24 protein-coding genes and 1 riboswitch are annotated in these 24642 nt (G+C 73.8%); of the genes, 5 read left to right on the forward strand and 19 right to left on the reverse strand.

Annotated elements, in window-relative coordinates; translation table 11 throughout:
- Positions 1-15: 15 nt before the first annotated feature.
- The 12 genes from IEZ01_RS11810 to IEZ01_RS11865 form a co-directional block, all read right to left on the reverse strand.
- Complete coding sequence (locus tag IEZ01_RS11810; protein WP_019884090.1) at positions 16-1419, reverse strand: NAD(P)/FAD-dependent oxidoreductase; 1404 nt, start codon at positions 1417-1419, stop codon at positions 16-18.
- Between the two features lie 252 nt (positions 1420-1671).
- Positions 1672-2226, reverse strand: a complete 555-nt coding sequence (locus IEZ01_RS11815) for a PadR family transcriptional regulator (protein WP_019884089.1) — start codon at positions 2224-2226, stop codon at positions 1672-1674.
- 32 nt (positions 2227-2258) lie between these two features.
- Entirely contained in the window at positions 2259-4274 is a 2016-nt protein-coding gene (locus IEZ01_RS11820; RefSeq protein ID WP_019884088.1) for an NADPH-dependent 2,4-dienoyl-CoA reductase, read from the reverse strand.
- 122 nt (positions 4275-4396) lie between these two features.
- The gene (locus IEZ01_RS11825; protein ID WP_028797206.1) at positions 4397-5236 is read right to left on the reverse strand and encodes an energy-coupling factor ABC transporter ATP-binding protein; all 840 of its coding nucleotides are present in this window, start codon (positions 5234-5236) and stop codon (positions 4397-4399) included.
- On the reverse strand, positions 5233-5982 hold the full coding sequence (gene cbiQ, locus IEZ01_RS11830; RefSeq protein WP_019884085.1) for a cobalt ECF transporter T component CbiQ: 750 nt from the start codon (positions 5980-5982) through the stop codon (positions 5233-5235). Before cbiQ ends, IEZ01_RS11825 begins: the two co-directional genes overlap by 4 nt.
- 6 nt (positions 5983-5988) lie before the next feature.
- Complete coding sequence (locus IEZ01_RS11835; protein WP_019884084.1) at positions 5989-6381, reverse strand: energy-coupling factor ABC transporter substrate-binding protein; 393 nt, start codon at positions 6379-6381, stop codon at positions 5989-5991.
- Positions 6378-7082 carry an energy-coupling factor ABC transporter permease gene (locus tag IEZ01_RS11840; protein ID WP_028797205.1) on the reverse strand — a complete coding sequence of 235 codons (705 nt, stop codon included), beginning with the start codon at positions 7080-7082 and terminating at the stop codon, positions 6378-6380. The genes IEZ01_RS11835 and IEZ01_RS11840 overlap by 4 nt, the downstream gene beginning before the upstream one ends.
- A gap of 30 nt (positions 7083-7112) precedes the next feature.
- Positions 7113-7305: riboswitch (cobalamin riboswitch) on the reverse strand.
- A gap of 45 nt (positions 7306-7350) precedes the next feature.
- Positions 7351-7761, reverse strand: a complete 411-nt coding sequence (locus IEZ01_RS11845) for a PTS-dependent dihydroxyacetone kinase phosphotransferase subunit DhaM (RefSeq protein WP_019884081.1) — start codon at positions 7759-7761, stop codon at positions 7351-7353.
- Positions 7758-8369, reverse strand: a complete 612-nt coding sequence (gene dhaL, locus IEZ01_RS11850) for a dihydroxyacetone kinase subunit DhaL (RefSeq protein WP_019884080.1) — start codon at positions 8367-8369, stop codon at positions 7758-7760. Before dhaL ends, IEZ01_RS11845 begins: the two co-directional genes overlap by 4 nt.
- A 9-nt stretch (positions 8370-8378) precedes the next feature.
- Complete coding sequence (gene dhaK / locus IEZ01_RS11855; RefSeq protein ID WP_189201561.1) at positions 8379-9371, reverse strand: dihydroxyacetone kinase subunit DhaK; 993 nt, start codon at positions 9369-9371, stop codon at positions 8379-8381.
- A gap of 108 nt (positions 9372-9479) precedes the next feature.
- Positions 9480-10232 carry a DJ-1/PfpI family protein gene (locus IEZ01_RS11860; protein WP_189201563.1) on the reverse strand — a complete coding sequence of 251 codons (753 nt, stop codon included), beginning with the start codon at positions 10230-10232 and terminating at the stop codon, positions 9480-9482.
- Positions 10233-10309: 77 nt separating this feature from the next.
- Positions 10310-11299 carry a bile acid:sodium symporter gene (locus IEZ01_RS11865; protein ID WP_019884077.1) on the reverse strand — a complete coding sequence of 330 codons (990 nt, stop codon included), beginning with the start codon at positions 11297-11299 and terminating at the stop codon, positions 10310-10312.
- A gap of 177 nt (positions 11300-11476) precedes the next feature.
- Here IEZ01_RS11865 and IEZ01_RS11870 point away from each other — a divergent pair, with 177 nt between their 5' ends.
- Entirely contained in the window at positions 11477-11977 is a 501-nt protein-coding gene (locus tag IEZ01_RS11870) for an NUDIX domain-containing protein (RefSeq protein WP_019884076.1), read from the forward strand.
- 15 nt (positions 11978-11992) lie between these two features.
- Here the strand turns inward: IEZ01_RS11870 and IEZ01_RS11875 are convergent, their stop codons facing one another.
- Positions 11993-13933 (reverse strand): ABC transporter ATP-binding protein, encoded by a 1941-nt coding sequence (locus tag IEZ01_RS11875; RefSeq protein WP_373287599.1) that lies wholly within the window; start codon positions 13931-13933, stop codon positions 11993-11995.
- A 50-nt stretch (positions 13934-13983) separates the two neighbouring features.
- Positions 13984-14577: a 3'-5' exonuclease gene (locus tag IEZ01_RS11880; RefSeq protein ID WP_040875085.1), complete on the reverse strand. Its 594-nt coding sequence runs from the start codon at positions 14575-14577 to the stop codon at positions 13984-13986.
- Between the two features lie 359 nt (positions 14578-14936).
- Between IEZ01_RS11880 and IEZ01_RS11885 the strand changes: the two genes are divergently transcribed.
- Both IEZ01_RS11885 and lysA read left to right on the forward strand, forming a co-directional pair.
- Positions 14937-15329 (forward strand): SAV_915 family protein, encoded by a 393-nt coding sequence (locus IEZ01_RS11885; RefSeq protein ID WP_019884073.1) that lies wholly within the window; start codon positions 14937-14939, stop codon positions 15327-15329.
- Positions 15330-15349: 20 nt separating this feature from the next.
- Positions 15350-16696 carry a diaminopimelate decarboxylase gene (gene lysA / locus IEZ01_RS11890; protein ID WP_019884072.1) on the forward strand — a complete coding sequence of 449 codons (1347 nt, stop codon included), beginning with the start codon at positions 15350-15352 and terminating at the stop codon, positions 16694-16696.
- An 88-nt stretch (positions 16697-16784) separates the two neighbouring features.
- On the opposite strand, the gene IEZ01_RS11895 is transcribed toward lysA, so the two are convergent.
- On the reverse strand, positions 16785-17822 hold the full coding sequence (locus tag IEZ01_RS11895) for an NAD-dependent epimerase/dehydratase family protein (protein WP_189201568.1): 1038 nt from the start codon (positions 17820-17822) through the stop codon (positions 16785-16787).
- Between the two features lie 22 nt (positions 17823-17844).
- Positions 17845-18807 carry an LLM class F420-dependent oxidoreductase gene (locus tag IEZ01_RS11900; RefSeq protein WP_019884069.1) on the reverse strand — a complete coding sequence of 321 codons (963 nt, stop codon included), beginning with the start codon at positions 18805-18807 and terminating at the stop codon, positions 17845-17847.
- Positions 18808-18970: 163 nt separating this feature from the next.
- Here IEZ01_RS11900 and IEZ01_RS11905 point away from each other — a divergent pair, with 163 nt between their 5' ends.
- Entirely contained in the window at positions 18971-19192 is a 222-nt protein-coding gene (locus tag IEZ01_RS11905; protein ID WP_189201570.1) for a DUF6381 family protein, read from the forward strand.
- A gap of 85 nt (positions 19193-19277) precedes the next feature.
- Positions 19278-19943 carry an HAD family hydrolase gene (locus IEZ01_RS11910; protein WP_019884066.1) on the forward strand — a complete coding sequence of 222 codons (666 nt, stop codon included), beginning with the start codon at positions 19278-19280 and terminating at the stop codon, positions 19941-19943.
- A gap of 33 nt (positions 19944-19976) precedes the next feature.
- On the opposite strand, the gene secD is transcribed toward IEZ01_RS11910, so the two are convergent.
- From secD to IEZ01_RS11925, 3 genes are all read right to left on the reverse strand, one after another.
- Positions 19977-22265 carry a protein translocase subunit SecD gene (gene secD / locus IEZ01_RS11915; RefSeq protein ID WP_189201572.1) on the reverse strand — a complete coding sequence of 763 codons (2289 nt, stop codon included), beginning with the start codon at positions 22263-22265 and terminating at the stop codon, positions 19977-19979.
- Positions 22266-22333: 68 nt separating this feature from the next.
- Positions 22334-22753: a hypothetical protein gene (locus IEZ01_RS11920; protein WP_189201574.1), complete on the reverse strand. Its 420-nt coding sequence runs from the start codon at positions 22751-22753 to the stop codon at positions 22334-22336.
- 100 nt (positions 22754-22853) lie between these two features.
- A complete protein-coding gene (locus IEZ01_RS11925; RefSeq protein WP_189201576.1) occupies positions 22854-24590 on the reverse strand; it encodes an amidohydrolase in 1737 nt (578 codons plus the stop codon).
- Positions 24591-24642 lie beyond the last annotated feature (52 nt).

The following is a 24642-nucleotide window of genomic DNA, read 5'->3' on the forward strand; positions in this document are numbered from 1 at the left end:
TCCGCCCGCGCCCGCTCAGCCGCCCTCCCGCAGCAACGGCGGCTCCAGCGGCGTCGCCGCCTGCGGCGTGAACAGCACCGCCCGCACCACCTTAGGCGCGAACAGCACGCCCAGTGGCGCGCTCAGCGTCAGCACGGACCGCAGCGCCGCCCCCACCACCGGATCCCCGGTGTAGCGCGCCAGGGCCCGCTCCAGATACCACCCCGCCACCTTGTCGCCCGGCTTCGACCGCAGCCCGTCACCGCGCGCCCCCGGCATCTTCTTGTCCGACCCCGAGGAGATGTCCCACGCCTGCCGCGAGGCGTCGAACAGCGCCCGCTGCACCCGGAACGTGGTCGGCGTACGCCGCGGATCGGACAGCGCCCGGCGCAGCGCCACCGCGCCGATCGCCGCCACCGCCATGCCCTGGCCGTAGACCGGGTTGAAGGAGCACAGTGCGTCACCGGCGGCCAGGAACCCGGCCGGGCGGCGGCCCGGACGGTCGTAGCGGCGACGGATGTTGGCGGTCTGCCGGAAGCCGTGCACCGGCGAGTCCGGCTCGGCCCCCGCGATCCAGTCCCGCAGCACCGGATGCGGCAGCCGGCCCGCGAACTCCTCGAACCCCGCCTCGTCCGTGGGCGGTTCGGAGCCGCGCAGCCCGGAGAGCGTCACGAGCACCCGCCCGTCCTCGACCGGCAGCGCCACACCTCCGTACACCTGCCGGGGGTTGGGCATGATGTAGTAGCCGAGATGGTCCCGGCCGATGCGGCCCCCGGTGTCCTTGTAGACCCGCGTGGCATAGGCCAGACCCGTGTCGAGGGTCTCCTCGTGCGGCGCCTCGGCCCCGACGGCGGCCAGCCAGTCGGCGGCGCGCGTGCCCCGGCCCGAGGCGTCCACCACCAGGTCCGCCTCCAGCCGGCGGGCCTCCTTCGCCGCGCCCGCGCCCCGTTCCCGCACCAGCACGCCGCGCACCCGCCGGGAGTCACCGAGCAGTCCGACGACCTCGGTGCCCTCGACCGTCCGGATCCGGGGATCGGCGAGCACCCGGCGGCGCACCAGCGCCTCCAACTGCGGGCGTGAGCCGGTGAAGAGGTGCGAGGTCGCCGGCAGGCGGCGGAACCACCGGCCGTTCTGCCACTGCACCAGGTCCTCGGGCATGCCCACCCGGGGCGCGCCCTGCTCTCCCAACTCGCCGACCAGGCCCGGCAGAAGCTCCTCCAGCGCCCGCTGGCCGCCCTCCAGCAGGACATGGATGTGGCGGCCCTGCGGCACGCCCGGCCGGGGCTCGGCGCCGTCGGGGAACCGGTCGCGCTCGACGACGGTCACCTGCTCGGCGTGGTCGGCGAGCACCCGGGCCACGAGCAGCCCCGCGACGCTGCCGCCGACGACCACCGCGTGCCGCGTCCGGACCCCCGTGCCTGCCGTCAACTGGTCCTCCATGCCCGCCCCTTCAGCTGTCGCGAGGTTGCCGATCTACGACTGACCAGTATCCACGGTCCCGCGAGGCACCTCGCGTGCGCCGAGCCGCAGACGCTCGATGTGGTGGACCGCCTCGTCAAGGACGGCCTGAGTAAGCGGCGGTCCGACGGCGAGGCGGGCCCCGGAATGCTCCGGGGCCCGCCTCGCCGTGACGAGGCCTCCTGGCCTCCCGTAGGCCTCCTGGGGCCGGTGGCTCTCAGGAGGTTCGCGCCCTCACGCGCCCGCCGGCCGTGCCTCCAGCTCCGCAAGTTCCTTCAGCGCCTGGGTCAGCCACTCGATCCAGAAGCGCTCCATGTCGATCCCGCCTCGCAGCACCAGATGCCGCAGCCGGTCCTCCTCGGCGTCCCGTTCCGGCGGGAAGTGCCGTTCCTCGATCGACCGGTATTCCTCCAGCTGGCGGCGGTGCAGGGCCAGATGGCGTTCCAGCTCGGCGCGCAGGCCCGCGGTGCCGACCACCGCCGCCGCGCGCATGCGCAGCAGCAGCGCGTCCCGTACCGGCTTCGGGTCCTCGCGGGCGGCGACCCACTCGGTCAGTTCGGCGCGGCCCGCGGGCAGGACCTCGTACTCCTTCTTCTGCCCGCGGGCCGGCACCTCGCTGGGAAGGGCGCGGATGTGTCCGGACTGCTCCAGCCTGCCCAGTTCGCGATAGATCTGCTGGTGGGTGGACGACCAGAAGTAGCCGATCGACCGGTCGAAGCGCCGGGTCAGTTCGAGACCGGAGGACGGCTTCTCCAGCAGTGCGGTGAGAATCGCGTGCGGCAGGGACATGTCCGCATCCTAGGCCGGGGTGATCACAGGGATCACAGGGTGGCGGCGAGCCGGGTGCCCTGGTCGATGGCGCGCTTGGCGTCCAGCTCGGCCGCGACGTCGGCGCCGCCGATCAGGTGCACCGGGCGGCCCGCCGCCGACAGCTCCTCGTACAGGTCCCGGCGCGGCTCCTGGCCGGTGCAGAGGACGACCGTGTCCACGGGGAGGGTCTGCGCCTGCCCGTCGACGGTGATGTGCAGGCCCGCGTCGTCGATCCGCTCGTAGGTCGCGCCGGCGACCATCGTCACGCCCCGGTGCTTGAGTTCGGTGCGGTGGATCCAGCCGGTGGTCTTGCCGAGCCCGGCGCCGACCTTGGAGGTCTTGCGCTGGAGGAGGTGGACCTGACGCGGCGGGGCGGGCCGCTCGGGGGCGCGCAGCCCGCCGCGCGTCTCGTAGGAGGTGTCCACGCCCCACTGGCGGAAGTAGGTCTCCGCGTCCTGGCTCGCGCCCTCGCCGCCGTCGGTGAGGAACTCGGCGACGTCGAAGCCGATTCCGCCGGCGCCGATGACGGCCACGCGTTCGCCGACGGGCGCCCCGTCGCGCAGGACGTCGAGGTAGCTGACGACGCTCGGGTGGTCGATGCCGTCGATGTTCGGGGTGCGCGGGGTGACGCCGGTGGCGACGACGATCTCGTCGAAGCCGTCCAGGTCGCCCGCCGCGACCGGGGTGTCCAGGCGGACGTCGACACCGCGCAGGTCGAGCTGCGTACGGAAGTAGCGCAGCGTCTCGTTGAACTCCTCCTTGCCCGGCACCCGCTTGGCGATGTTGAGCTGGCCGCCGATCTCCTGCGCGGCGTCGAACAGCGTGACCTGGTGGCCGCGTTCGGCGGCCGAGACCGCGCAGGCGAGACCGGCCGGGCCCGCGCCGACGACCGCGATCCGCTTGGCCAGCCGGGTGGGGGAGAGGACCAGTTCGGTCTCGTGGCAGGCGCGCGGGTTCACCAGACAGGAGGTGATCTTGAGGCTGAAGGTGTGGTCCAGGCAGGCCTGGTTGCAGCCGATGCAGGTGTTGATGGTGTCGGCGCGGTTCTCGGCGGCCTTGGCGACGAAGTCGGGGTCGGCGAGGAACGGCCGGGCCATCGAGATCATGTCCGCGCGGCCCTCGGCGAGGATCTGCTCGGCGACCTCGGGCGTGTTGATGCGGTTGCTGGTCACCAGCGGCACGGAGACCGCGCCCATCAGCTTCTTGGTGACCCACGTGTAGGCGCCGCGCGGCACCGAGGTGGCGATGGTGGGGATACGGGCCTCGTGCCAGCCGATGCCGGTGTTGATGATCGTGGCCCCGGCCGCCTCGATCTCCTTGGCGAGCGCGACGACCTCCTCCAGGGTCGAGCCGCCGGGCACCAGGTCGAGCATGGAGAGCCGGTAGACGACGATGAAGTCCTCGCCGACCCGCTCACGGATACGGCGGACGATCTCCAGCGGGAAGCGGGTCCGGTTCTCGTAGCTGCCGCCCCAGCGGTCCGTACGCCGGTTGGTGGCCGAGGCGATGAACTCGTTGATCAGATAGCCCTCGGAGCCCATCACCTCGACGCCGTCGTAACCGGCGGCGCGGGCCAGCTCGGCGCAGCGGGCGTAGTCCTCGACCGTCTGCTCGACCTCGGCGTCGGTGAGCTCGTTGGGGACGAAGGGGCTGATGGGGGCCTGGATCGCGCTCGGCGCGACGAGGGCCGGGTGGTAGGCGTACCGGCCGAAGTGCAGGATCTGCAGGGCGATCCGGCCGCCCTCGGCGTGCACCGCGTCCGTGATGAGGCGGTGCTCGGCCGCCTCCTCCTCGGTGGTGAGCTTGGCGCCGCCGTCCCAGGGGCGCCCGGCCTCGTTCGGGGCGATGCCGCCGGTGACGATCAGGCCGACGCCGCCGCGCGCCCGCTCGGCGTAGAAGGCGGCCATCCGCTCGAAGCCGTTCTCGGCCTCTTCGAGCCCGACGTGCATCGATCCCATGAGCACCCGGTTGGGCAGGGTGGTGAACCCGAGGTCGAGCGGGCTCAGCAGGTGCGGGTACGGGGTCATCGGGGCGCCTCCTCGCGCAGTCTTCGTCGACCTCCGTTCTAAGGGACCCCACCCGTTTATGCAACTAGTTGCAGAAGGGTGCGAGTGTGAGCTCTACTACTCAGTAGCAAAGAGGCGCCCGGCTACCGGGCCGCCACCCAGGCGTCCAGCTCCTCCGGCGTCCGGGGCCCCGCCGCGCCCTCGTCGAGCAGCCCCTGCGCGCGCAGCACCGCCGCCACCGCCATCCCCCACGGCCGCCGCAGCCGCGCCGCGTCCAGCAGCGCGTCGTCCGCCAGGAGCTCGGCGATCGGGCCCGTGCGCAGCCCCTGGGGCGAGAGCACCGCCGCGTCGTCCGCCCACCGCAGCGCCAGATCCACGTCGTGCGTCGCCATCACCACCGTCGTCCCGGCCGCCCGCAGCCGGGCCAGGGCCTCCAGCAGCCGCTCCTGTCCGTGCGGGTCGAGCCCCGCCGTCGGCTCGTCCATGATCAGCACTCGGGGCCGCATCGCCACGGCGCCCGCGATGGCGGCCCGCTTGCGCTGCCCGTACGACAGCAGATGCGTCGGCCGGTCCGCCAGCGCCACGATGTCCAGCGCCTCCAGCGCCTCGGCCACCCGGGCCCGTACCTCCTCCCGCGGCAGCCCCAGGTTCATCGGCCCGAACGACACGTCCTGCTCGACCGAGGCCGCGAACAGCTGGTCGTCGGGGTCCTGCACCACCAGCTGCACGGTCGTCCGCAGCCGGGTGAGCCCCTTGCGGTCGTACGACACCTGCTCACCGTCGAGCAGCAGCCGGCCCCGGCCCACCCGCAGCCCGCCGCTGAGCAGCCGCAGGAGCGTCGTCTTGCCGCTGCCGTTGCGCCCGAGCAGCGCCATCGCCCGGCCCCGCGGCACGGCGAAGGAGACCCCGTCCAGGACGGGCGGGCCGTCCTCATAGGCGAAACCCGCCCCGACCAGCTCCACGACAGGCGACTCAGGGCTCACGGCAGGGACCTTTCCAGTACGAGGGTGACGGCGACCAGACCCGTGAGGAGCGCCCCGGTCGCGGCGAGGAAACGGCGGGAGACCACGGCCTCGGGCACCAGGACCCGCAGCGTGCCGTCGTAGCCGCGCCCGGCGAGACCGGCCTGCAGCCGCTGGGCCCGGTCGAAGGCGCGGACGAACGCGGTCGCGCCGAGCCCGGCCAGCGAGCGCCAGGCCGCCGCCCGGGTCGTCAGCCCCAGCCGCGCCGCCTGCGCCTGCCGGATCCGGGACATGGCGTCGAGGAGCAGAAAGCTGATCCGGTACATGACCAGGGCGACATCCACCACGGGAGCCGGAACCCCGGCCCGCACCAGCCGCGGCAGCACGTCGGAGACCGGTGTCGTGAAGGCGAACAGCAGCACCCCCAGCGACGCGGAGGAGGTCCGCAGCAGCAGCTCGCCGGCCCGCACCGGCCCGCCGGGGGCAAAGGTGACGAACCCCTCCGGCCCGCCGACCTGGAAGAGCAGCGGAATAGCCCCGGTGACACAGAACCCCAGGGGGATCCGGAACGCCCGCCACAGGTGCCGCGGCGCGACCCCGGCCGGGCCGAGCAGCACCGTCAGTGTGGCGGCCGCGACCAGCACGGCCCCCGGCCACGGAGGCAGACAGACCGCGCACAGGGTCAGTCCGAAGCCGAGCGCGGCCTTCTCGCTCGGATGGCGGCGGCGCCAGCGATTGCTGTGCGCCGCCGCGTCGATGGGCAGCACCGGCGGCTAGGGGAGCGGATGGCCGGCGGCGGCCCCCTCGTGCGCTCCGTCACCGGTGCCCTGTGCCTCGGCCACCTCGTGGTGCTCGGCGGTCTTCGCCCGCGCCTCGCCCTGACGGCGGCCCTTGCGCAGCCCGAAGTAGTACGCGAGGACTCCGGCGCCGATCGCGGCCTGCAGTGCGAACAGCGCCGACTCGACCTCACCGGACGGCGGCTCGTACAGCGGGCTGAACCACGGCTCGTAGTCCGGCTGGATCTCGGTGATCGCGACCTCCGCCTCGGCGTCGGCGCCGGTGAACGGCTCCTCCTTGTGGTCGCCGAGCCCCAGCACCAGCGGCAGCACGGCGAGCGCCGCCACGACGAGCAGCAGCAGAGTGTTGATCTTCGCGTTACGGCTCATCGGACCGCGGCCTCCGTCGTCGTGTCGCTCTTGCGCCCGCCCTGGAGCAGTACTCCGAGCCGGGTCAGTTCACCCTTGCTGGACTTGACCAGCAGCCGCATCACCAGGACGGTGAGCAGGCCCTCGCTGACCGCCAGCGGGATCTGGGTGACGGCGAAGATGGAGCCGAACTTGCCCAGCGCGCCGAGGAAGCCGCTGCTCGGGTCGGGGAAGGCAAGGGCGAGCTGGACGCTGGTGACGCAGTACGTCACCAGGTCGGCGACGAACGCGCCGAAGAACACGCTCACCATCAGCGGCACGTCGAAGCGGCGCAGCAGCCAGTACACCCCGAAACCGGCCCATGGCCCGGCGATCGCCATCGAGAAGACGTTGGCGCCCAGGGTGGTGAGGCCGCCGTGTGCGAGCAGCAGCGCCTGGAAGAGGAGAGTGATCGTGCCGAGCACCGCCATGATCGGCGGCCGGAAGAGGATCGCGCCCAGACCCGTCCCGGTCGGATGGGAGCAGCTGCCCGTCACCGACGGAATCTTCAGGGCGGAGAGGACGAAGGTGAAGGCGCCCGACGCGCCGAGCAGCAGGGTGGACTCGGGATTGGCCTTGACCTCGCGGGTCAGGGCCCGTACGCCGTGAACGACGAAGGGGGCGGACGCGACGCCCCAGGCGGCCGCGTGCAACGGGGGCAGATACCCCTCGGCTATATGCATGGTTGGGAGACCCTCTCCAGCACCTCGTGGATGGACTGACGCGCCCCGGCCGGTCTCCTGGCTGACGGGTCCTGCCGCCCGGACTCCGCCTTCCCGGACGCCGCGGTCTCCCGCGGCGGTCCAGTGGCTTCCTTGCGGAGGGAGCCGGACTTCCCGATCACAGTGGCGAGGGCCGCACCGGTACTCCACCGGTTTCCCGTTCACCAAGGCGGTGTGACATTAGTGCGTTGACCTGCTGCATCACAAGCCGCGCACGGATGCGTACGCATCATGACCTGCGGTACGCGTACGCCTCCCCGGCCGCCGCCTCCACCGCGTCCAGGTCCCCGCCGGCCGACGCCGTCACCACCGCCGCGACCGCGCCCTCCAAGAACGGCGCGTCCACCAGCCTGGTCCTTTCGGGCAGTTCGTCCCCCTCGGCGAGCAGCGCCTTCACCGTCAGCACGGCACTGCCCAGGTCCGCCAGGACCGCCACGCCCGCGCCCCGGTCCACCGCCCGCGCGGCCTCGGCGATCAGCTCCGCGCTGGTGCCGAGCCCGCCGTCCGGCGCCCCGCCGGCCGGAGCGACCGGCGCCGTGGCGCCGCCCGCCGCCAGCCCCCGGGCGAGCTCGGCGACGGCGGCCGCGACCTGCGCGCTGTGCGAGACGAGCACGATGCCGACCGGTCCCGCGGCGCTCACCGGGCGACCTCTTCCAGGGCGGCGACGAGCAGCGCGGACGAGGTCGCCCCCGGGTCCTGATGCCCCACACTGCGCTCGCCGAGATAGCTGGCCCGGCCCTTGCGCGCCCGCAGCGGTACGGTCGCCAGCGCGCCCTCCTCGGCGGCCGACCTCGCCGCCGTGAACGACTCGCCGAGCGCCGCGGCCGCCGGCTCCAGCGCGTCCAGCATCGTCTTGTCCCCGGCGACGGCACCGCCGAGCTGGGCGACGGCGGCCACGCCCGTACGCAGCGCCTGGGCCAGCTGGTCGCGGGTGACCTCGGGGGTGTCGCCGAGCGCCTTGCCGGTGCGCCGCAGCAGCGTCCCGTACAACGGCCCGGACGCCCCGCCCACGGTCGAGATCAACTGCCGTCCGGCCAGGGCCAGTACGGCCCCGGGTGTGGCGGGCTCCTCCTTGTCGAGAGCGGCGGCGACGGCGGTGAAGCCGCGCCGCATGTTGGTGCCGTGATCGGCGTCGCCGATGGCGGAGTCCAGGTCGGTGAGCCGGTCTGCCTCACGGTCGACGGCGGCCGCGGCGGTGGTGAGCCAGCGCCGGAAGAAGGCGGCGTCCAGAGTGGTCGGTTCGGACATGGCGGCCGCTCACCGTCCCCAGCGCAGGGCGGGCGTCTTCACCGGCGCGTCCCACAGCCGCAGCAGCTCCTCGTCGGCCTGGCACAGCGTCACGGAGCAGCCGGCCATGTCCAGCGAGGTCACATAGTTCCCGACGAGCGTCCGGGCGACCGGCACCCCCCGCTCGCCGAGCACCCGCTGCACCTCGGCGTTGAACCCGTACAGCTCAAGGAGCGGTGTCGCCCCCATGCCGTTGACCAGCACCAGCACCGGGCCGTCGGGCCGCAGATCGTCCAGGACGGCGTCGACGGCGAGGTCCGCGATCTCCCGCGACGTCATCATGGCGCGCCGCTCGCGCCCCGGCTCGCCATGGATCCCGATCCCCAACTCCAGCTCGCCCGGGGCGAGCTCGAACGTCGGGCTGCCCTTCGCCGGAGTGGTGCAGGCGCTCAGCGCCACCCCGAAACTCCGCGACCGTTCGTTCACCCGCCGCGCGATGCTCTCCACCCGCTCCAGAGGCCGGCCCTCCTCGGCCGCCGCGCCCGCGATCTTCTCCACGAAAAGGGTGGCGCCGGTGCCGCGCCGTCCGGCGGTGTAGAGGCTGTCGGTCACCGCCACGTCGTCGTCGACGAGCACCTTCGCGATCTGGATGCCCTCGTCCTCGGCGAGCTCGGCGGCCATGTCGAAGTTGAGGACGTCCCCTGTGTAGTTCTTGACCACGAACAGCACCCCGGCGCCGCTGTCCACGGCGGCCGCGGCCCGCACCATCTGATCGGGCACCGGGGAGGTGAACACCTCCCCGGGACAGGCCGCCGTCAGCATCCCGGGACCCACGAATCCCGCGTGCAGCGGCTCATGCCCGGACCCGCCACCGGAGACGAGCGCCACCTTCCCGGCCATCGGCGCGTCCCGCCGCACCACGACCCGGTTCTCCACGTCGACGGTGAGCTCCGGATGCGCGGCGGCCATGCCGCGCAACGCGTCGGCGACGACGGTCTCGGGAACGTTGATCAGCATTCTCAACGGAAGTCTCCTCGCGGATCGGCCGCACGATCGACGGGACGTCGGTCGTCCATCCCATCCTTCACACGCGTCGCGACGGATATTCACCCCGCGCGCGGGCCGAACCGCTCAGCCACGCCGTTGCCCGGCCACGGGGGCGGCCGCCGTGCGCAGCACCGTGCCCCGGCGCTCGTACTCCATCAGGGCCTCGACGGCCGTCGCCGCCTGGGAGCCGAGCTCCCGTTCCAGGAGCCACAGCGACCCGTCGACGCCGGAGCTGACCCCACCGGCGCACACGAGGTTGCCGTCGTCCACCACACGGACGGTACGCACGTCGGCGCCCTGGTCCTTCAGGTACTGCTGGGCGCGGTGGTGGGTGGTGCAGGGGCGGTCCCCGACCACACCGGCCGCGTGGAGCACGATCACCCCGGTGCACACCCCGAGCAGGGTCAGCGACGGCCGCTCCGCGCGCCGCAGCTCGCGGGTGAGGACGCCCTTGGCGATCTCGGCCCAGACGCCCGGCGCCTGACGGTTCCGGAAACCGCCGCCGGGCACGACGATCACGTCCGCCGCCCGCGGATCCCAGGCGCCCGGCACCGCGATGTCGGTGCCGAAGCTCGCCGTGACCCGGCCGGGCCCGCCGCTGGTCACGAGCAGCGGCCGCACCGGAAGCCCCATGGAGGCCGCCGCGCCGAACACCTCGAGCGGGCCGAACACATCGAGCTCCTCCGCGCCGTCGAACGCGACGATGTGCACCCGCAGCGGCTGCCGCGCGCTCCGCACCGGCGGCGCTGCCGCCGCGGTCCCCGCCGCCACGCCCCACGCCGCGGCTCCCGCACCCGCCGCCGAGATCAGCGCGCTCCGACGATCGATCCCCACCATGACCCGGCCTCCGCCCAGCACGTCCGCGCCGCGAACCTCCGCGGCCTCACGCGGAGTTGGTCGGGCCTTCACCCGGCTCAGTTCCCGAGGGCCCGGTCCGCCGGCACCAGGCGCGGCACCAGCCGTACGTACGCGACCATGCCGACCACCTCCACCAGCGTCTGGGTCACCACCACGACCGCCGCGACCGCCAGCTCGCCCGGCAGGGCCAGCGCCAGCGGCAGCACCACCAGGGAGTTGCGCGTCGCACCCGAGAAGACGACCGCCCTCGCCGCCGGGGCGTCCAGCCGCAGCAGCCGGGCCACGGCCCGCCCCGCGAACGCCATCACCACCAGGAACAGCACGTAGAAGGGGACGACGGCCGCCACGTCACCCAGGCGGCCGCCGACCCTCGGGACCTGGGAAGCCACGACGACCAGCAGGACCGCGGCCATCAGCGGCACCATCGTCGTGGCCGCCGCGTCCGACACCCGGCGTCCCGCGGCACCGCGCGCGGCCCACGCCTGGGTGCCCCAGGCCAGCGCAAGCGGCAGCACGATGAGGAAGCCGAACGCCTCGAGGAACGGGCCCACCGCCACGGTGTCCGCCAGTCCCGGGCCCATGAACAGCAGGAGCAGTGGCGCCAGCGCCGCCATCTGCGCGAGCAGCAGCACCGGTGTCACGGCCAGCAGCCGTCGGCTGCTGCCGCCCGCCAGACCACTGAAGACGATCACGTAGTCCACGCACGGGCACAGCAGCACCAGCAGGACCCCGAGCCGCACCGCCTGGTCGGCGGGGAGAAACGGATACAGCGCGGCGACGACGAGCGGTACGACGACGAAGTTGACGCCCAGCGCCGCCGCCAGGAACCGCCCGTCCCGCAGCGCCCGCACCAGCTCGGCGGCCGGGACCTGAAGGAACGTCACATACAGCAGCGCCCCCAGCACGGGGTTGATGGTGTGCTCGAACCCCGGCCCCGCACCGGGCGCCGTCCACCCGAGCAGCGCCCCGGCCGCCAGCGCACCCAGATAGACCGGCACCTGCCGGCGCTCCAGCCACCCAGCCAGGTCCTGCGTCCTCGGCGACACTCGCACCGCTCCTCGTCCACGTACGTACTCCCCGTCGGGACGAGCACATCACACGATCCGGTGACGCCGCCGCCGGGCGCGGGGCCCGGCCCGCCGAGCCGGGAGGATGAGCGGGTGACGCAGACGGCCCGGACACGCCGCTCCGGGCCGTGACGGGCCGACGAGGGAGCTGACCTGATGACGAACACCTGGCTGCCACCCGCCGAGTACATCGCGACCCTGCCGAAGGTCACGGCGTACGCCTGCCTCTACTTCACCGACACCCACGGCCGCCCCTTCCAGCTCAAGGCCCGATACGGCACGGAACGGTGGCAGTGGCCAGGCGGCAACATGGACCCCGGCGAGACGCTGTGGCAGACCGCCGTCCGTGAATGCCGGGAGGAGACCGGCATCGTCTTCGACGGCGAACCACGTCTGCTCGGCGCCCACTTCAACGCGCCCGCCGGCGACGACTGGCCCGCCACCCACGTCGGGTTCATCTTCGACGGCGGCACGCTCACCGACGCCCAGCTCGACCGGGTCGTCCTGGACCCCGAGGAGCACACCGAATACCGCGTCTGCTCTCTCGACGAGTGGGAGCGGACCATGACACCGGGCAACTTCGCCCGCCTCGCCCAGGTCGACCGGGCCCGCCGCAGCGGCGAGGCCGTGTACATGGAGACGGGGTCCTTCGCCTGACGGCTCCGGCCCCGGTCACCGGGCGGTCCCCTCCGCCGCCCCCCGCGCCGGCCGGGGGACGGCGGGGGGCTGCCCGGCGGCGTACTGGTCCGCCTGGAGCCGGTACATCGAGGCGTAGCGTCCGCCGCGGGCGAGCAGGGCGTCATGGGTGCCCTGCTCCGCGAGCCGGCCCTCGTGCAGGACATAGATGTGGTCGGCCTGCTGCACGGCGGCCATCCGATGGGTCACCAGCACCACCGCCCGCTCCGGACCCGCCAGGGCCCGGATCTTGGCGAAGGCCGCGACCTCCGCCGCCGGATCGAGCGCGGAGGTCGGCTCGTCGACGATCAGGACCCGCGCGTCCCGGTAGTGGGCGCGCGCGAGACCCAGCTTCTGCCACTGCCCGCCGGACAGCTCGCTCGCCCCCCGGAACATCCGCGCCAGCAGCGTGTCCATGCCGTGCGGCAGCTCGGCGATCATCCGCTCCGCGCCCGCGTACCGCGCGGACGCCGCCATCGCCGTCTCGTCCGCCGGCCGGGCGGTGTCACTGATCCGGATGTTCGTGCCCGCCGTCATCGGCCACCGCTCGAAGTCCTGGGTGAGCAGCCCGACCTGGGCGAACACCTGCGTCCGGTCCGCCTCCCGCAGCTCCACACCGTCCCACAGGATCCGCCCGTCGTCCGGCAGCAGCAGCCCCGCCAGCATCTTGATCAGCGTGGACTTGCCCGCGCCGTTCTCCCCGACCAGCGCGGTGACCCGGCCGACCGGAAAGGTCAGGGTCACCCCGTCGACGGCGGGCCGTTCCCGGTCGGGATAGCCGTACGACACCTTCTCGAAGGAGACCGCCCGCACCCGCTCACCGAGCGGCAGGCCGGTGGCCGGGATCGCCCGCCGGGCCGCCTCCTCGACAAACCGCTCCAGGTCCCGGACGTAAAGGGACTCCTCGTGCAGGGTGTTGAGGTTCATCACCAGCGCGCCCAGCGCCGCCGAACCCGCGCGCACGGCGACCACCGCCGTCCCCGCCACCGCGAGATCCATGTGCCCGGTCAGGATCAGCCAGGCGAGCGCCGCGTACGTCGCCACCGCCGCGAGCCCGGAAAGACCGGCCGCGAGCAGCTCGGTGGCCGCCTTGTCCTTGGCGAGCCGGGACTGCTCCGCCTCGGCGCTCTGCGCCATCGCGCGGTAGTGCCCCAGGAAGAAGCCGCCCACGCCATGGACCCGTACCTCCTGCGCGGCGCTGCGCGAGGTGAGGAGATTGCCGAGAACACGGCCCGCGCGGACATGCTCCACCCACTGCATCGTCGACACGTAACGGCGCTGCGCCACCCGCATCGCACCCCAGCCGCGCGGCGCCGCGATCAGCAGCAGCATGGGCAGCAGCGCCGGGTGCAGCACGGTCAGCACACCGCCCGCGGCGAGCAGCGAGATGATGCCGTTGACCGCGGCGACGCACACCCCGATCATGGACCGCGCCGCGGTGGCCCCGAACTGGGCGATGTCGATGAGGCGGCGGAACTCACCGTCCTCGATCGCCTCCAGCTCCACCCCGGCCGCCCCCGCCAGGAACCGTTCGTTCGCGGCCCGTTCCACCTTCGGTTCCAGCCGCCCGGCCGCCGCCGTGGAGAGCGAGGCGAGTACCGCGCCCGCGACCGCGATCGCGCACCCGGCGAGCAGCGCGGGCAGCGCCGCCGTCAGCCGCTCGGCCGTCGTGCCGCCGGCGAGCAGGGCCCCCAGCACGGTGTTCACCACGATCAGGCCGAGGGCGGCGGTGACGCCCTGCCCGACCTCGGTGACCGCGACGGTGATCATGGCGCGGCGGTCGGCCCCCAACGCGAGCCGGAGCGTGCCCCGGACCATCTGCGGCACCGACCGCAGCGCCGACATCAGCGTCAGCTCCAGCCGCGCGTACTCGTGCGTCGACCAGCCGAGGTCGTACCGTAACGGGCCGCCCCACAGCTCCCGTTCGGACGCGGACACGGACGGCTCCACGCTCCGGGGCCGGGCGAACAGCCGCCCGAGGAATGGGCTCACCATCCCGTCCCGTGGTCTTGCGGATCTTCCCACCGGCCGGCCTTCGCCAGTGACAGCACCAGGGCGGCGATGTTCCAGGCGTCGTCCTCGCCCCGGTGGTGCCGCCCCTCCAGGGGCAGCCCCGCGATCCGCAGCGCCTGCGCCATGCCCGGGCGTTTGCCGAGGCCGTGCGCGTCGGTGAAGACGGCCTTGGCGTTCGTGTGGCGCCGGCCGAAGGGGTACGGGGTGCCGGTCGCCCGGCACTGGCGGGCGAACTGACGGCGGTCGTAGTCGCCCCAGCTGGCCCACGGACGTGTCCCGGCCCGGTGCTCGGCGGCGAGCGTCCGGCACGCCTCGGCGAAGGACACACCGGTGTCCACCTCCGCCTGGGTGAGCCCGGTCAGTTCGGTGCAGAAGGCGCTCACGGCCGAGCGCACGGGCCGCACCAGGATGCGGTGGCGGGCCGACCGCTCACCCGCCCTCAGGTCGACCACGGTCAGCCCTATCTCGATGATCTCGCTCACGGCTCCGGGCGGCGGTGAGCCGTCCCAGCAGGTCGCCTCCACGTCGACGACATTGAGGACATCGCCACCCTGATCCACATGATTCATGGGCCGAGGGTAGAGAGGCCGCGGACGCCCGCGCCATCGCATTGTGACGCCGGAGATGTGCTGTGCGTACTGAGTTACGGGCGGCGGCCACGCCCGGCACCGACCGCCCGCGCACGCGCTGCCCGACCGGCCACCGACGCGCCTGCGCGCGGCTTTGACACCCCGTCAGGCCGCTCCGGAGCCGCCCCCGCGCGGTCGCCGCGTCAACACCTCGCAAAGCATCGTCAGCGTCCCGTCAAGAGGTGGCGAGGGGACCCGCCCACCGGGCATAGCGTCACCGGGCGGGCTCCGGTTCCCCTCTCCGCGGCCGGAGCGAACGGAGCCCGCCCGGACCCACGCCCCGTCATGAAGGGAGCCTCATGCCCGAGTTGGCACGCCGCCGCGCCTGCGGCGACGACCCCGACCCCTCCCCACGGCCCCCGGCCCGGCCCCTGTACGTCCCGGTCCGGCCGGGCCCCGCCGGGTGCGCCGCCCGTCTGTTCCGTACGCCCCTGGGCGCCCGGACCGCCGTCGGCTTCACCACCGAGCGCCGGCTCCACACCGTCCTCGGCGCACACCAGGCATGGATCAGACTCGCGGAGCCCGCGCTGCGCGCGCTCACCGCGCCGCTCGGCGTCGGCGTCCTCACCGTCGACCCCCAGCTCGCCGCCCCCGCCGCCACCCCTCTGCCCTCCGCGGCCGGGCAGGCCGTACGCCCCTCCGGCGTCCGTCCGGCGGCGCCCGCCGACGCGCTCGCCCCGTGGACCGGCTGACCCCGGCTGAAAGGAACGCGATGACCACCATGCCGCTCGTACGGTCCGTGCCCCGGGCCCGGAACGCCGGCGACGACCTCTCGGTCTGGCCCGCGTCCACCACCCGGCTCGACGGCGGCGACCTCGCCGTCGGCGGCGTCCCGCTCACCGAGGCCGCCGCCCGGTTCGGCACCCCCGCCTATCTCCTCGACGAGGCGGAGGTACGCGCCCGTTGCCGCGCCTACCGCGCGGCGTTCCCGGACGCCGATGTCGTCTATGCCGCCAAGGCGTTCCTGTGCCGTGCCATGGCCCGCTGGGTCGACGAGGAGGGCCTCGGCCTCGACGTCTGCTCCGCCGGTGAGCTCGAACTCGCCGTGACCGCGGGCTTCCCGCCCGATCGGATCGTGCTCCACGGCAACGCCAAGAGTCCCCAGGACCTGCAGACCGCGCTGCGGCTCGGCGTCGGCCGCATCGTGATCGACAGCGCCTCCGAGATAGCCCGCCTCGCCGCCGCCCTCGGCCCGAACGGCCGGCAGAAGGTGCTGGTCCGAGTGGTTCCCGGGATCAGCGCCGGGGCCCACGACAAGGTCCGCACGGGCACCGACGACCAGAAGTTCGGCCTCTCCGTCGCCGACGGCTCCGCCCTCCACACCATCACCCGCATCCTCGCCCGGCCCGAGCTCGAACTCGTCGGACTCCACTGCCACCTGGGCTCCCAGATCACCACCGTCAAACCGTTCCTTTCCGCCGTGCGCCGCATGGTCGGTGTGCTGGCCCGCATCCGCGACCAGCACGGGGTCCGGCTGCCCGAGCTCGACCTCGGCGGCGGCCACGGCGTCGCCTACCGGCCCGGCGAGGAAGCCCTCGACATCGCCGTACTCGGCCGCCGGGTCCGCGCCGCCCTCGCCGAGAGCTGCGCCGCCGCCCAGCTGCCCGTACCCCGGCTCACCGTCGAGCCCGGCCGGGCCGTCGCCGGACCCGCGGGCGTCGCGCTCTACCGCGTCCTCGCCGTCAAAGTCACCGGCGAGCACACCTTCGTCGCCGTCGACGGCGGGATGAGCGACAACCCCCGGCCCGCGCTGTACGGGGTGCGGTACGCGCCCCGCCTCGTCGGCCGGGCCACCGACGCCCCGGCCGCCACCGCCACCGTCGTCGGCCGCCACTGCGAGGCCGGCGACATCCTCGCCGCCGACGTGCGCCTGCCCCAAGACGTCCGCCCCGGCGACCTGCTCGCCGTGCCGGTCGCCGGGGCCTACCACCTCTCCATGGCCTCCGGCTACAACCTCGTCGGCCGACCCCCGGTCGTCGCCGTGCACGACGGCCACGCCCGGCTGCTGGTCCGCCGGGAGTCCCTGGAGGACATGCGGGCCCGCGACATCGGCCTCTGAGCGGCCGGGGCCCGCGGGCCCCGGCAACCCCGGGAGGGGCGCGCCCCACCGCGCCCCTCCCGGCACCCGCCCACCTGGGCCGATCCGGTCAGCCGATCCGGCGCCCCGCGAGCGGACGCGTCAGATCGCCGCTGCCCTCGCGCACCCCGCGCAGGAACGCGGTCACGGCGTCCAGGCCGCTCTCCGTGGGCCGCCAGCCGAGCTCCCGCCCGGCCCGCTCCGCGGACATCAGCGGCAGCCTCAGCACCGCGTCGAACAGGTCCGGCGAGGCCGGTGCCACCCGCAGGTGCCAGGCCGCGGCGATCGCGCCGTGCGCGGCCCGCCGGGGCAGCTTGACGATGCGGGCGTCGAGGAGTTCGGAGAGCCGCTGCGCGTCGATCACCGGGTCCGCCGCCAGGTTGAACGGCCCCCGGGCGTCGCCGATGACCGCCAGCCGGTAGGCCTGCGCCGCGTCGTCCGTGTGCAGGGCCTGGAAGCGAAGACCCTCGATGTCCGGGACGAACGGCAGCAGCCCGGGCCGCAGCAGCGGGCCGGGGAAGAACCGCCCGGCGAAGATCCGGCGCTGCTCGCTCGCGGACTGCTCCTTGAACAGGAACGCCGGCCGCATCCGCACCACCCGCACCTTGGGATGGTCGCGCTCGTAGGTGTCGAGCACCCGCTCCAGATACGCCTTCTCCCGGCAGTAGGCGGCGCCGGGCCAGCCGTGCGTCGGCCACGTCTCGTCGACCCCGGGCCCGGTCTTGGGGCCGGGGGAGTACGCGCCGACCGAGGAGGCGTACACCAGCGAGGGCACTCCAGCCGCCGCCACCGCCTCGAAGACCCGCATCGAGCCGAGCACGTTCGTCCGCCAGGTCGTCCCCGGATTGTGGGTCGGCTGGAACCGCCAGGCCAGATGGACGACCGCGTCGGCTCCCCGGATGCACGTCAGGAGCGTGCCCGCGTCCTCGTTCTTCGACAGGTCGACCTCTTCCCAGCGCGTCTTCGGCAGTTCGAGCGAGGGCCGCCGACGGGCGAGGCCCACCACGGAGTCGACCCGCGGCTCCGCGGCGAGCGCCCGTACGACGCTTGTGCCCACATTGCCGGTGGCGCCGATGACGACCACCCGCAGACCCGAGTCGCTGTTCATGTCAGGCTCCTTGAGGGTGAGTTCACGACCGCAGCGCGGGGAGCAGCTCCTTGTGGGCCCAGTCCAGGAACGGTCCCTGCCGGTCGCCGCCGACCTGGACGAGGGCGACCTCGGTGAAGCCGGCCTCGGCGAACTGGCCCACCGCCTTGACGACCGCGTCCACGTCGTCGCCGCACGGGATGGTCTCGGCGACGTCCTCGGGCCGTACGTGCTGGGTGGCCGCCGCGAACCCGGCGGGGCCCGGCAGCTCGGCGTTGACCGCCCAGCCGCCCACCGACCAGCGGAACTGCTCGTGGGCCCGGGCCAGCGCCGCCTCCCGGTCGGTGTCATAGCAGACGGGCAGCTGCCCGACCCGGGGCTTGCCCGCGCCGCCGTGCCGGTCGAACGCCTCCACCAGCTCACTCTTCGGCTCGATGGCGACCAGCAGATCCCCCAGCCGGCCGGCCAGCGCACAGGACCGGTCGCCGGAGGCGGCCACACCGATCGGCGGCGGGGTGTCGGGCAGGTCCCACAGCCGCGCGTTCTCGACGTCGTAGTGGGTGCCGTGATGGCTCACCTCGCCGCCTTCGAAGAGCGCGCGGATGATGCCGATGGCCTCCTCCAGCATCTCCAGGCGGACGTGCGCGGCGGGCCAGCCGGCCCCGACGACGTGCTCGTTGAGGTTCTCGCCCGAGCCGAGGCCGAGACGGAACCTTCCGCCGGACAGCAGCTGCATCGTCGCCGCCTTCTGGGCCACGACGGCCGGGTGGTAGCGGACCGTCGGGCAGGTCACGAACGTCATGAGCGGGATCCGCGAAGTGGCCTGCGCGGCGGCGCCCAGCAGGCTCCAGGCGTACGGGGCGTGCCCCTGGGTGTCCAGCCACGGGAAGTAGTGGTCGGAGGTGACGGAGAAGTCGAACCCCACCTCCTCGGCCCGCACGACGTGCTCGACCAGCTCCTGGGGGCCGGCCTGCTCGGTCATCATTGTGTATCCGATGTGCACCATGTCGGGCGGTTTGCCGGTCCGGCCGCGTCGAAACGTGCGGACCGCCCGAATGTCGTGTTTCCCGCCCTGCCGTCCGGGAAGCCGCCCAGTGGCCGAGGCGCCCACCGCCGGCACGGCACCGTACGCACGGTCAGGGGCGCCCCACACGGTCGAGGAGGCCACGGTGAGTGACGAATACAAGGCGCGTGACGGCGCACGCGCACGGGCCGAACACCAGCGCGACAAGGCCGAGAACCTGCTGCGCCGGGCCCGTCTGTCCAACGACCCCGAGGAGGCCCAGCGCCTCCGTGACCAGGGAGAACGGCTCAAGGAGCAGAGCGAGCAGGCCCTGCGGCAGGAACCGGAGACCGAGCGGGGAGACATCCGCGAGGAGTACCCGCGCTAGCGGCGGGCGGCATCGACAAGGCTCCCCGCCGAGCCTGTCCGGGCGGCCACGGCCGCCCGGACCCGATCCGAGACGAGGTGGCGGCATGACGCGCGCGGCACTCTTCGACGTCGACGGCACGCTCGTCGACACCAACCATCTCCATGTCGTCTCCTGGTGGGAGGCGTTCCGCCAGGCCGGCCACCGGGTGCCCACCCATGACATCCACCGGGCCGTCGGACGCCCCGCCGAGGACCTGATCGCCCATGTGCTCGGCGAGGACCGCGACAAGGACGAGGACGACTCCCTCTCCGACGCCCACAAGACCCTCTACGGGACCTACTTCGAACGGCTCACCGCCTTCGCGTCCGCCGGAGAGCTGCTGAGGACCCTCGCCGGCCAAGGCCGTCAGGTCGTCCTGGTCACCTCCGCCGAAGGCACCGAACTCGCCGCGCTGCGCCGGGCCATCGACGCGGAGGACGCCATCACGGCCACGGGGAGCGCGGAAGACGTGGAGCAGGGCAAACCCGCGCCCGAACCCGTCGAACAGGCCCTGGAGTCCGTCGGCGCCGCCCCCTCGGACGCGGTCTTCGTCGGCGACACGGTCTGGGACATGAAGGCGGCCACCCGCGCGGGCGTCCCCTGCGTCGGCCTGCTGTGCGGCGGCATCCCCCGCTCCGACCTCGAAGAGGCGGGCGCCAAGGCGGTGTTCCGCGACCCGGCGGACCTCCTGGCCCACCTGGACGACAGCCCCTTCGGCCCGGACGGATGACCCGAGCGGCCAACCGTCCGGGCACACCGGGGATCAGACCACCGCGCCCGTGCCCTTGCGGGCCGCGCCGCGAGCCGGACGTACCGGCGCAGGATGACGCGTCTCCAGGACGACCGCCAGCGGCATCGCCGTGAACACCGACGACGCGATCCCGGCGACCACACCCGCGAGGAGCGCGATCGAGAAGTCGGTGAGCGAGTCCCCGCCGAGCACGGCGAGCGCCAGCAGCACGAACAGCGCGCCCATACCGGTGTTCACCGTCCGCGGCATGGTCTGCACCACCGCGCGATCGGCCAGCTCCGGCCACACCGGGCTGCGCCCGGCCGCCCGGCGCAGTTCGCGCAGCCGGTCGAAGACGACCACGGTGTCGTTGACCGAGTAGCCGATCACCGTCAGCAGCGCCGCCAGGAACACACTGTCGACCGGCCTGCCGAGCCAGGCGAAGAGCCCCACCACCAGCAGGACGTCCTGGACCATCGCCGTGACCGCCGCGGCCGCGAACGTCCAGCGGAACCGGACGCTGAGATAGACAAGTTGGGCCGCCACCGCCACCCCCAGCGCGATCAGCGCCTTCGTGCGCAGCTCACTTCCGAGGCTCGGCCCGATCAGCTCGTCCCGCTCCACGCTCGCCGAATTGCCGGCCGCCGCCAGCGCCGCCCGGATCCGTTCCTGCTCGTCGTTGGAGAGGTCCCCGGTGCGTACGGTGACACCGTCGCCGTCCGACGTCTGCACCACTGCCCGCGGGAACCCGGCCTCCGACACCGCTGCCCGGGCCGTGTCCGCGTCGAGCGTCCGCGCGGTGGTGTACTCGACGACCCGCCCGCCGGTGAACTCGACCCCGAGTTCCAGGCCGCGCACGCCGATCCCGGCCAGCGCGCACAGCACCAGCCCGGCGCAGAGCCCCAGCCACAGCCTGCGTCGCCGCATCAGCCGCGGCCTGCGGCGCGCCAGCCAGGCGCGCACCCGGCCCGTGCTCGCCATGCCGGTGAGCCCCGGCCGCCGGGCGACGAACCGGCGGCGCACCGCCCACTCCGCCAGCACCCTGGTGATGACCAGCGCCGACACCATCGACGCGACGACGCCGATGGCCAGCGTCACCCCGAACCCCTTGACCGGGCCCGTGGCGAAGAAGAACAGCAGACCGGCGGCGAGCAGCGTGGTCACGTTCGAGTCGGCGACGGCGCTGAACGCCTTGGCGAAACCGGTGCGCAGCGGCCGCCGCAGATCCCGCACCGCGCCCGCCCCCTTCGATCGCCCGCCCCCGTTCGCGTACTCCTCCCGGGCCCGTTCGAAGACCAGCACGTTCGCGTCCACGGCCATACCGACCGCGAGGACGAACCCGGCGAGACCCGGGAGCGTCAACGTGGCGCCCAGCGCGACCACGCACGCGTAGGCGATCAGCCCGTACAGCGCGAGCGCCACCGTCGCGAGCGCGCCCAGCAGCCGGTACACGACCATCACGAAGACGGCGGTGCACACCAGACCGATCAGGGCCGCCTGCGCGCTGGCCCGGATCGCGTCCGCGCCGAGCGTCGGACCGACCGTGGACTGTTCGACCGTCGTCACCGGCACGGGCAGCGCGCCGCCCTCGACCAGAGCGGCGAGCTCCTTGGCCGCCGCCGCGTCGAATCCGCCGGTGATCTGACCCGACCCGCCCGGGATCCCCGCGCCGCACGGGACTCCCGTCTGCATGCCCGGCGCGGACACGATCCGCCCGTCGAGCACGATCGCGACCCTCCGCTTCGGGTCGCCCTGCGGGGCGCACGCCGCCTCGCCGGTGATCCGGGCCCACTGCTCGCCGGCCTTGCCGCGGAAGGAGAGATCGACCCGCCAGCCTCCCGTCCGCTCGTCGATGACGGCGTCGGCGCCGTTGACCCCGTCGCCGGTGAGCGCGGCCGGGGCGAGGCGCAGGGCGCGGCCCGGGGTGTCCGGGTCGGCGAGGACGTTCTTGCCGTCGGGCGCCGCGGCCTGGCCGAGCACGGGATGGAAGGACAGCTGGGCGGTGCGGCCGATCAGCGCGGCCGCCTCCCGGGGGTCGCGTACGCCGGGCAGTTCGACGACGATCCGCCGCTCACCGGAGCGGGCGAGCGTCGGCTCGGCGACACCGAGCGCGTCGACCCGCTGCCGCAGCACCTCCAAGGCACGGTCGGTGGCCGCGGCGTCGGCGCGCACGGTGGGGGAGTCCTGGGTCTCCAGGACGATGCGGGTGCCGCCGCGCAGGTCGAGTCCGAGGCGGGCAGGGGCATGGAAGGCGAAGAAGAGGGACACGGCGACGACGGCGAGCGCGAACAGCGCACGCCAGGCCGTGGCACGAGAAGACATGGGTCTCTCCACGGAGGAATACCCGTCGGCCGATGGGGCCGACGGGTCATACGGGCAGGGCGAAAGGCTCAGCTGCTCCGCGTGGAGGGTGGTGCGCGGGTATGGCGCGGGTGGTACGCGTGGGACGGCGGTGCCCGCTCCTGGCGGGGCAGCACCGACTCACCGCCGACGAGCGGCCGTTCGTCGCCGTACGGCGCCGGGCCTTCGAGCGCGCCCGTGGGCACCGGAGGCCGCGCCGTGACGTCGGTGGCCACCGCTTCCCGTACCACCGGCGCCTGTTCGCCCTGCCGCGCCTGCCGGGTCTCCCGGGGGCGGGTGGGGGCGTCGGCCCGTACGGGCTGGGACGCCGCGGCGGCGGCCACCGGGGCCGCGGGGGCGGCCGGGGCCGGCGGCGCGGTGGCGCCCGTGAGGACGAGGAAGGTGGCCCAGACTCCGAGCAGGACGGTGGGCAGTACGCCCGCGACGAGGCCGCGTACACGCTGCCGCATCAGCCCCGCCCCCCGCCGTGTGCTGGTCCCCCGACACTTTCGAACACGTAACTCCGCAGACTGTACAGGGCCCTCCCACCGGAGGGCCCTGCCGCAGGTGTCAGGCGGCGTCGCCGGGGGCCTGCGCCAGCAGGTCGTGCACGACCCGCCCGTCCACGACGGTCAGCAGCACCGGCATCCCGGGGATCTCCCGCGGGTCGGCGTCGAGCAACTCGCCACCGAGCACACAGAGATCCGCGACCTTCCCCACCTCCAGGGAGCCCTTCCACTCCTCGGCGAAGTCCTGCCAGGCCGCGTCGGCGGTGTACGTCCGCAGGGCCTCGGCGAGCGAGATCCGCTGACCGGCGCCGCTGACCCGGCCGCTGCGGGACTCGCGCAGCATCATCGTGGACACTCCCTGGCGCCAGTCGGGGAAGGTGACGGGCGCGTCCGAACTGCTGGTCACCGTCACGCCCGCGTCCAGCGCGTCGCGGTACGGCCAGGCGTACGCGGCCCGCTCGGCCCCGACCAGCTCCTCCTCCATGTCGGCCACCGCCCACTTGAGGGTGGGGTTCATGTTGACGCCGTAGCCGAGGGCCGCCAGCCGCTTCATCGCCCCGGCCGGCAGGAAGTCGCCGTGGATGAGGTAGTGCCGGGCATCCGGCCGGGGGTCCGACTCGGCGGCCGCGGCGAGGGCGTCGACGACCGTGTCGATGCCCCGGTCGCCGGTGACGTGGATGCCCAGCTGCACACCGTGGCGGTGCCCCGTGAGCACCATCTCCCGTATCGCGGCGATCCGCTCCGGGTCGTCCGCGCCTTCCACGGCGAGGGCGCCGCAGCCACCGGAGGCGTACGGCTCGTGCATCCAGGCCGTCTTGTTGGGCGGCACACCGTCGGCGAAGATCTTCAGCCCGATGACGTTCAGCCAGCGCGTGTCGGCGCCGTCCTCGGCCGGGACCAGCGCCTCGGTCACCCGGGCGAACTCCTCAGCGGTGCTGCTCAGCCCGGTCGGCAGGAGCAGCACCGCCACCCGCGCGGTCAGTTCACCGGCGGCCAGCAGCATGCGGTACGCGTCGAGCGTCCCGGAGCCCATCGAGCCGCCGGACATGTCCTCGCCGCCCGGGCCGAGTCCGGGCTCGGTGAAGCTGGTGATGCCGAGCGCCCGCAGCTGGGCGAGGGCCGAACGGATCGCGTCGGCCCGGACCTGCGGCGTCAGCGCGGGCACGGCCTGCTGCACCAGCGCCTGGGCGCCCTCGCGCAGCAGACCGGTCGCTTCGCCCTGGGCGTCCCTGAGGATCTCGCCGCCGGGCGGGGCGACGGTGTCCGGGCCGATGCCGGCGAGGGCGAGCGCGGCGGAGTTGGCCCAGGAGGCGTGACCGGAGAGGTCCTGGAGGAGGACGGGGTGGTCCGGCGCGGCCTCGTCCAGGTCCGCGCGGCAGGGCAGGCGCTCGGGCTCGGCCACGCACTCGTCGAGCGTGCTGGTGTCCCAGCCGATGCCGGTGAGCCACTGCCCGGCGGGGGCCGACGCGGCGGCGGCCCGTACCGTCTCGGCGATGTCGGCGATCGACCGCACCGACGGGAAGGCGATGTCGAGTGCCATCGGCGGCGTGCTGAGCCCGAAGTGACAGGCGTGGAGGTGTGAGTCGTTGATGCCGGGCAGGAGGGTGGCGCCCTTGAGGTCGACGACCCGGGTGTCCGGTCCGATGTACGGCTCGACATCGGCGCGTCCGCCCACGGCGGTGATCACCGAACCGGTCACGGCGAGGGAGGTGGCGACGGTGAACTCCCGGTCCACGGTCACCACCGTGCCGTCGAGGAACACCAGGTCCGCGGCGCGGGAGGGAAGAGAAGTAGCCATACCGCCACAGAAGCCGATCATGGTCTCGGCTGTCCACGCGGGAGTGCCGTAC

The sequence above is a fragment of the Streptomyces purpureus genome, from assembly GCF_014648195.1.
GTDB lineage: Bacteria > Actinomycetota > Actinomycetes > Streptomycetales > Streptomycetaceae > Streptomyces > Streptomyces purpureus.

Excerpts from the sequence above, each read along its gene's own strand:
- IEZ01_RS11810 (WP_019884090.1), bottom strand. The coding sequence starts at position 1,419 with ATGGAGGACCAGTTGACGGCAGGCACGGGGGTCCGGACGCGGCACGCG.
- IEZ01_RS11815 (WP_019884089.1), bottom strand. The coding sequence starts at position 2,226 with ATGTCCCTGCCGCACGCGATTCTCACCGCACTGCTGGAGAAGCCGTCC.
- IEZ01_RS11820 (WP_019884088.1), bottom strand. The coding sequence starts at position 4,274 with ATGACCCCGTACCCGCACCTGCTGAGCCCGCTCGACCTCGGGTTCACC.
- IEZ01_RS11835 (WP_019884084.1), bottom strand. The coding sequence starts at position 6,381 with ATGAGCCGTAACGCGAAGATCAACACTCTGCTGCTGCTCGTCGTGGCG.
- IEZ01_RS11840 (WP_028797205.1), bottom strand. The coding sequence starts at position 7,082 with ATGCATATAGCCGAGGGGTATCTGCCCCCGTTGCACGCGGCCGCCTGG.
- dhaL (WP_019884080.1), bottom strand. The coding sequence starts at position 8,369 with ATGTCCGAACCGACCACTCTGGACGCCGCCTTCTTCCGGCGCTGGCTC.
- IEZ01_RS11860 (WP_189201563.1), bottom strand. The coding sequence starts at position 10,232 with ATGGTGGGGATCGATCGTCGGAGCGCGCTGATCTCGGCGGCGGGTGCG.
- IEZ01_RS11870 (WP_019884076.1), top strand. The coding sequence starts at position 11,477 with ATGACGAACACCTGGCTGCCACCCGCCGAGTACATCGCGACCCTGCCG.
- IEZ01_RS11880 (WP_040875085.1), bottom strand. The coding sequence starts at position 14,577 with ATGAATCATGTGGATCAGGGTGGCGATGTCCTCAATGTCGTCGACGTG.
- IEZ01_RS11885 (WP_019884073.1), top strand. The coding sequence starts at position 14,937 with ATGCCCGAGTTGGCACGCCGCCGCGCCTGCGGCGACGACCCCGACCCC.
- lysA (WP_019884072.1), top strand. The coding sequence starts at position 15,350 with ATGACCACCATGCCGCTCGTACGGTCCGTGCCCCGGGCCCGGAACGCC.
- IEZ01_RS11895 (WP_189201568.1), bottom strand. The coding sequence starts at position 17,822 with ATGAACAGCGACTCGGGTCTGCGGGTGGTCGTCATCGGCGCCACCGGC.
- IEZ01_RS11900 (WP_019884069.1), bottom strand. The coding sequence starts at position 18,807 with ATGGTGCACATCGGATACACAATGATGACCGAGCAGGCCGGCCCCCAG.
- IEZ01_RS11910 (WP_019884066.1), top strand. The coding sequence starts at position 19,278 with ATGACGCGCGCGGCACTCTTCGACGTCGACGGCACGCTCGTCGACACC.
- secD (WP_189201572.1), bottom strand. The coding sequence starts at position 22,265 with ATGTCTTCTCGTGCCACGGCCTGGCGTGCGCTGTTCGCGCTCGCCGTC.
- IEZ01_RS11920 (WP_189201574.1), bottom strand. The coding sequence starts at position 22,753 with ATGCGGCAGCGTGTACGCGGCCTCGTCGCGGGCGTACTGCCCACCGTC.
- IEZ01_RS11925 (WP_189201576.1), bottom strand. The coding sequence starts at position 24,590 with ATGGCTACTTCTCTTCCCTCCCGCGCCGCGGACCTGGTGTTCCTCGAC.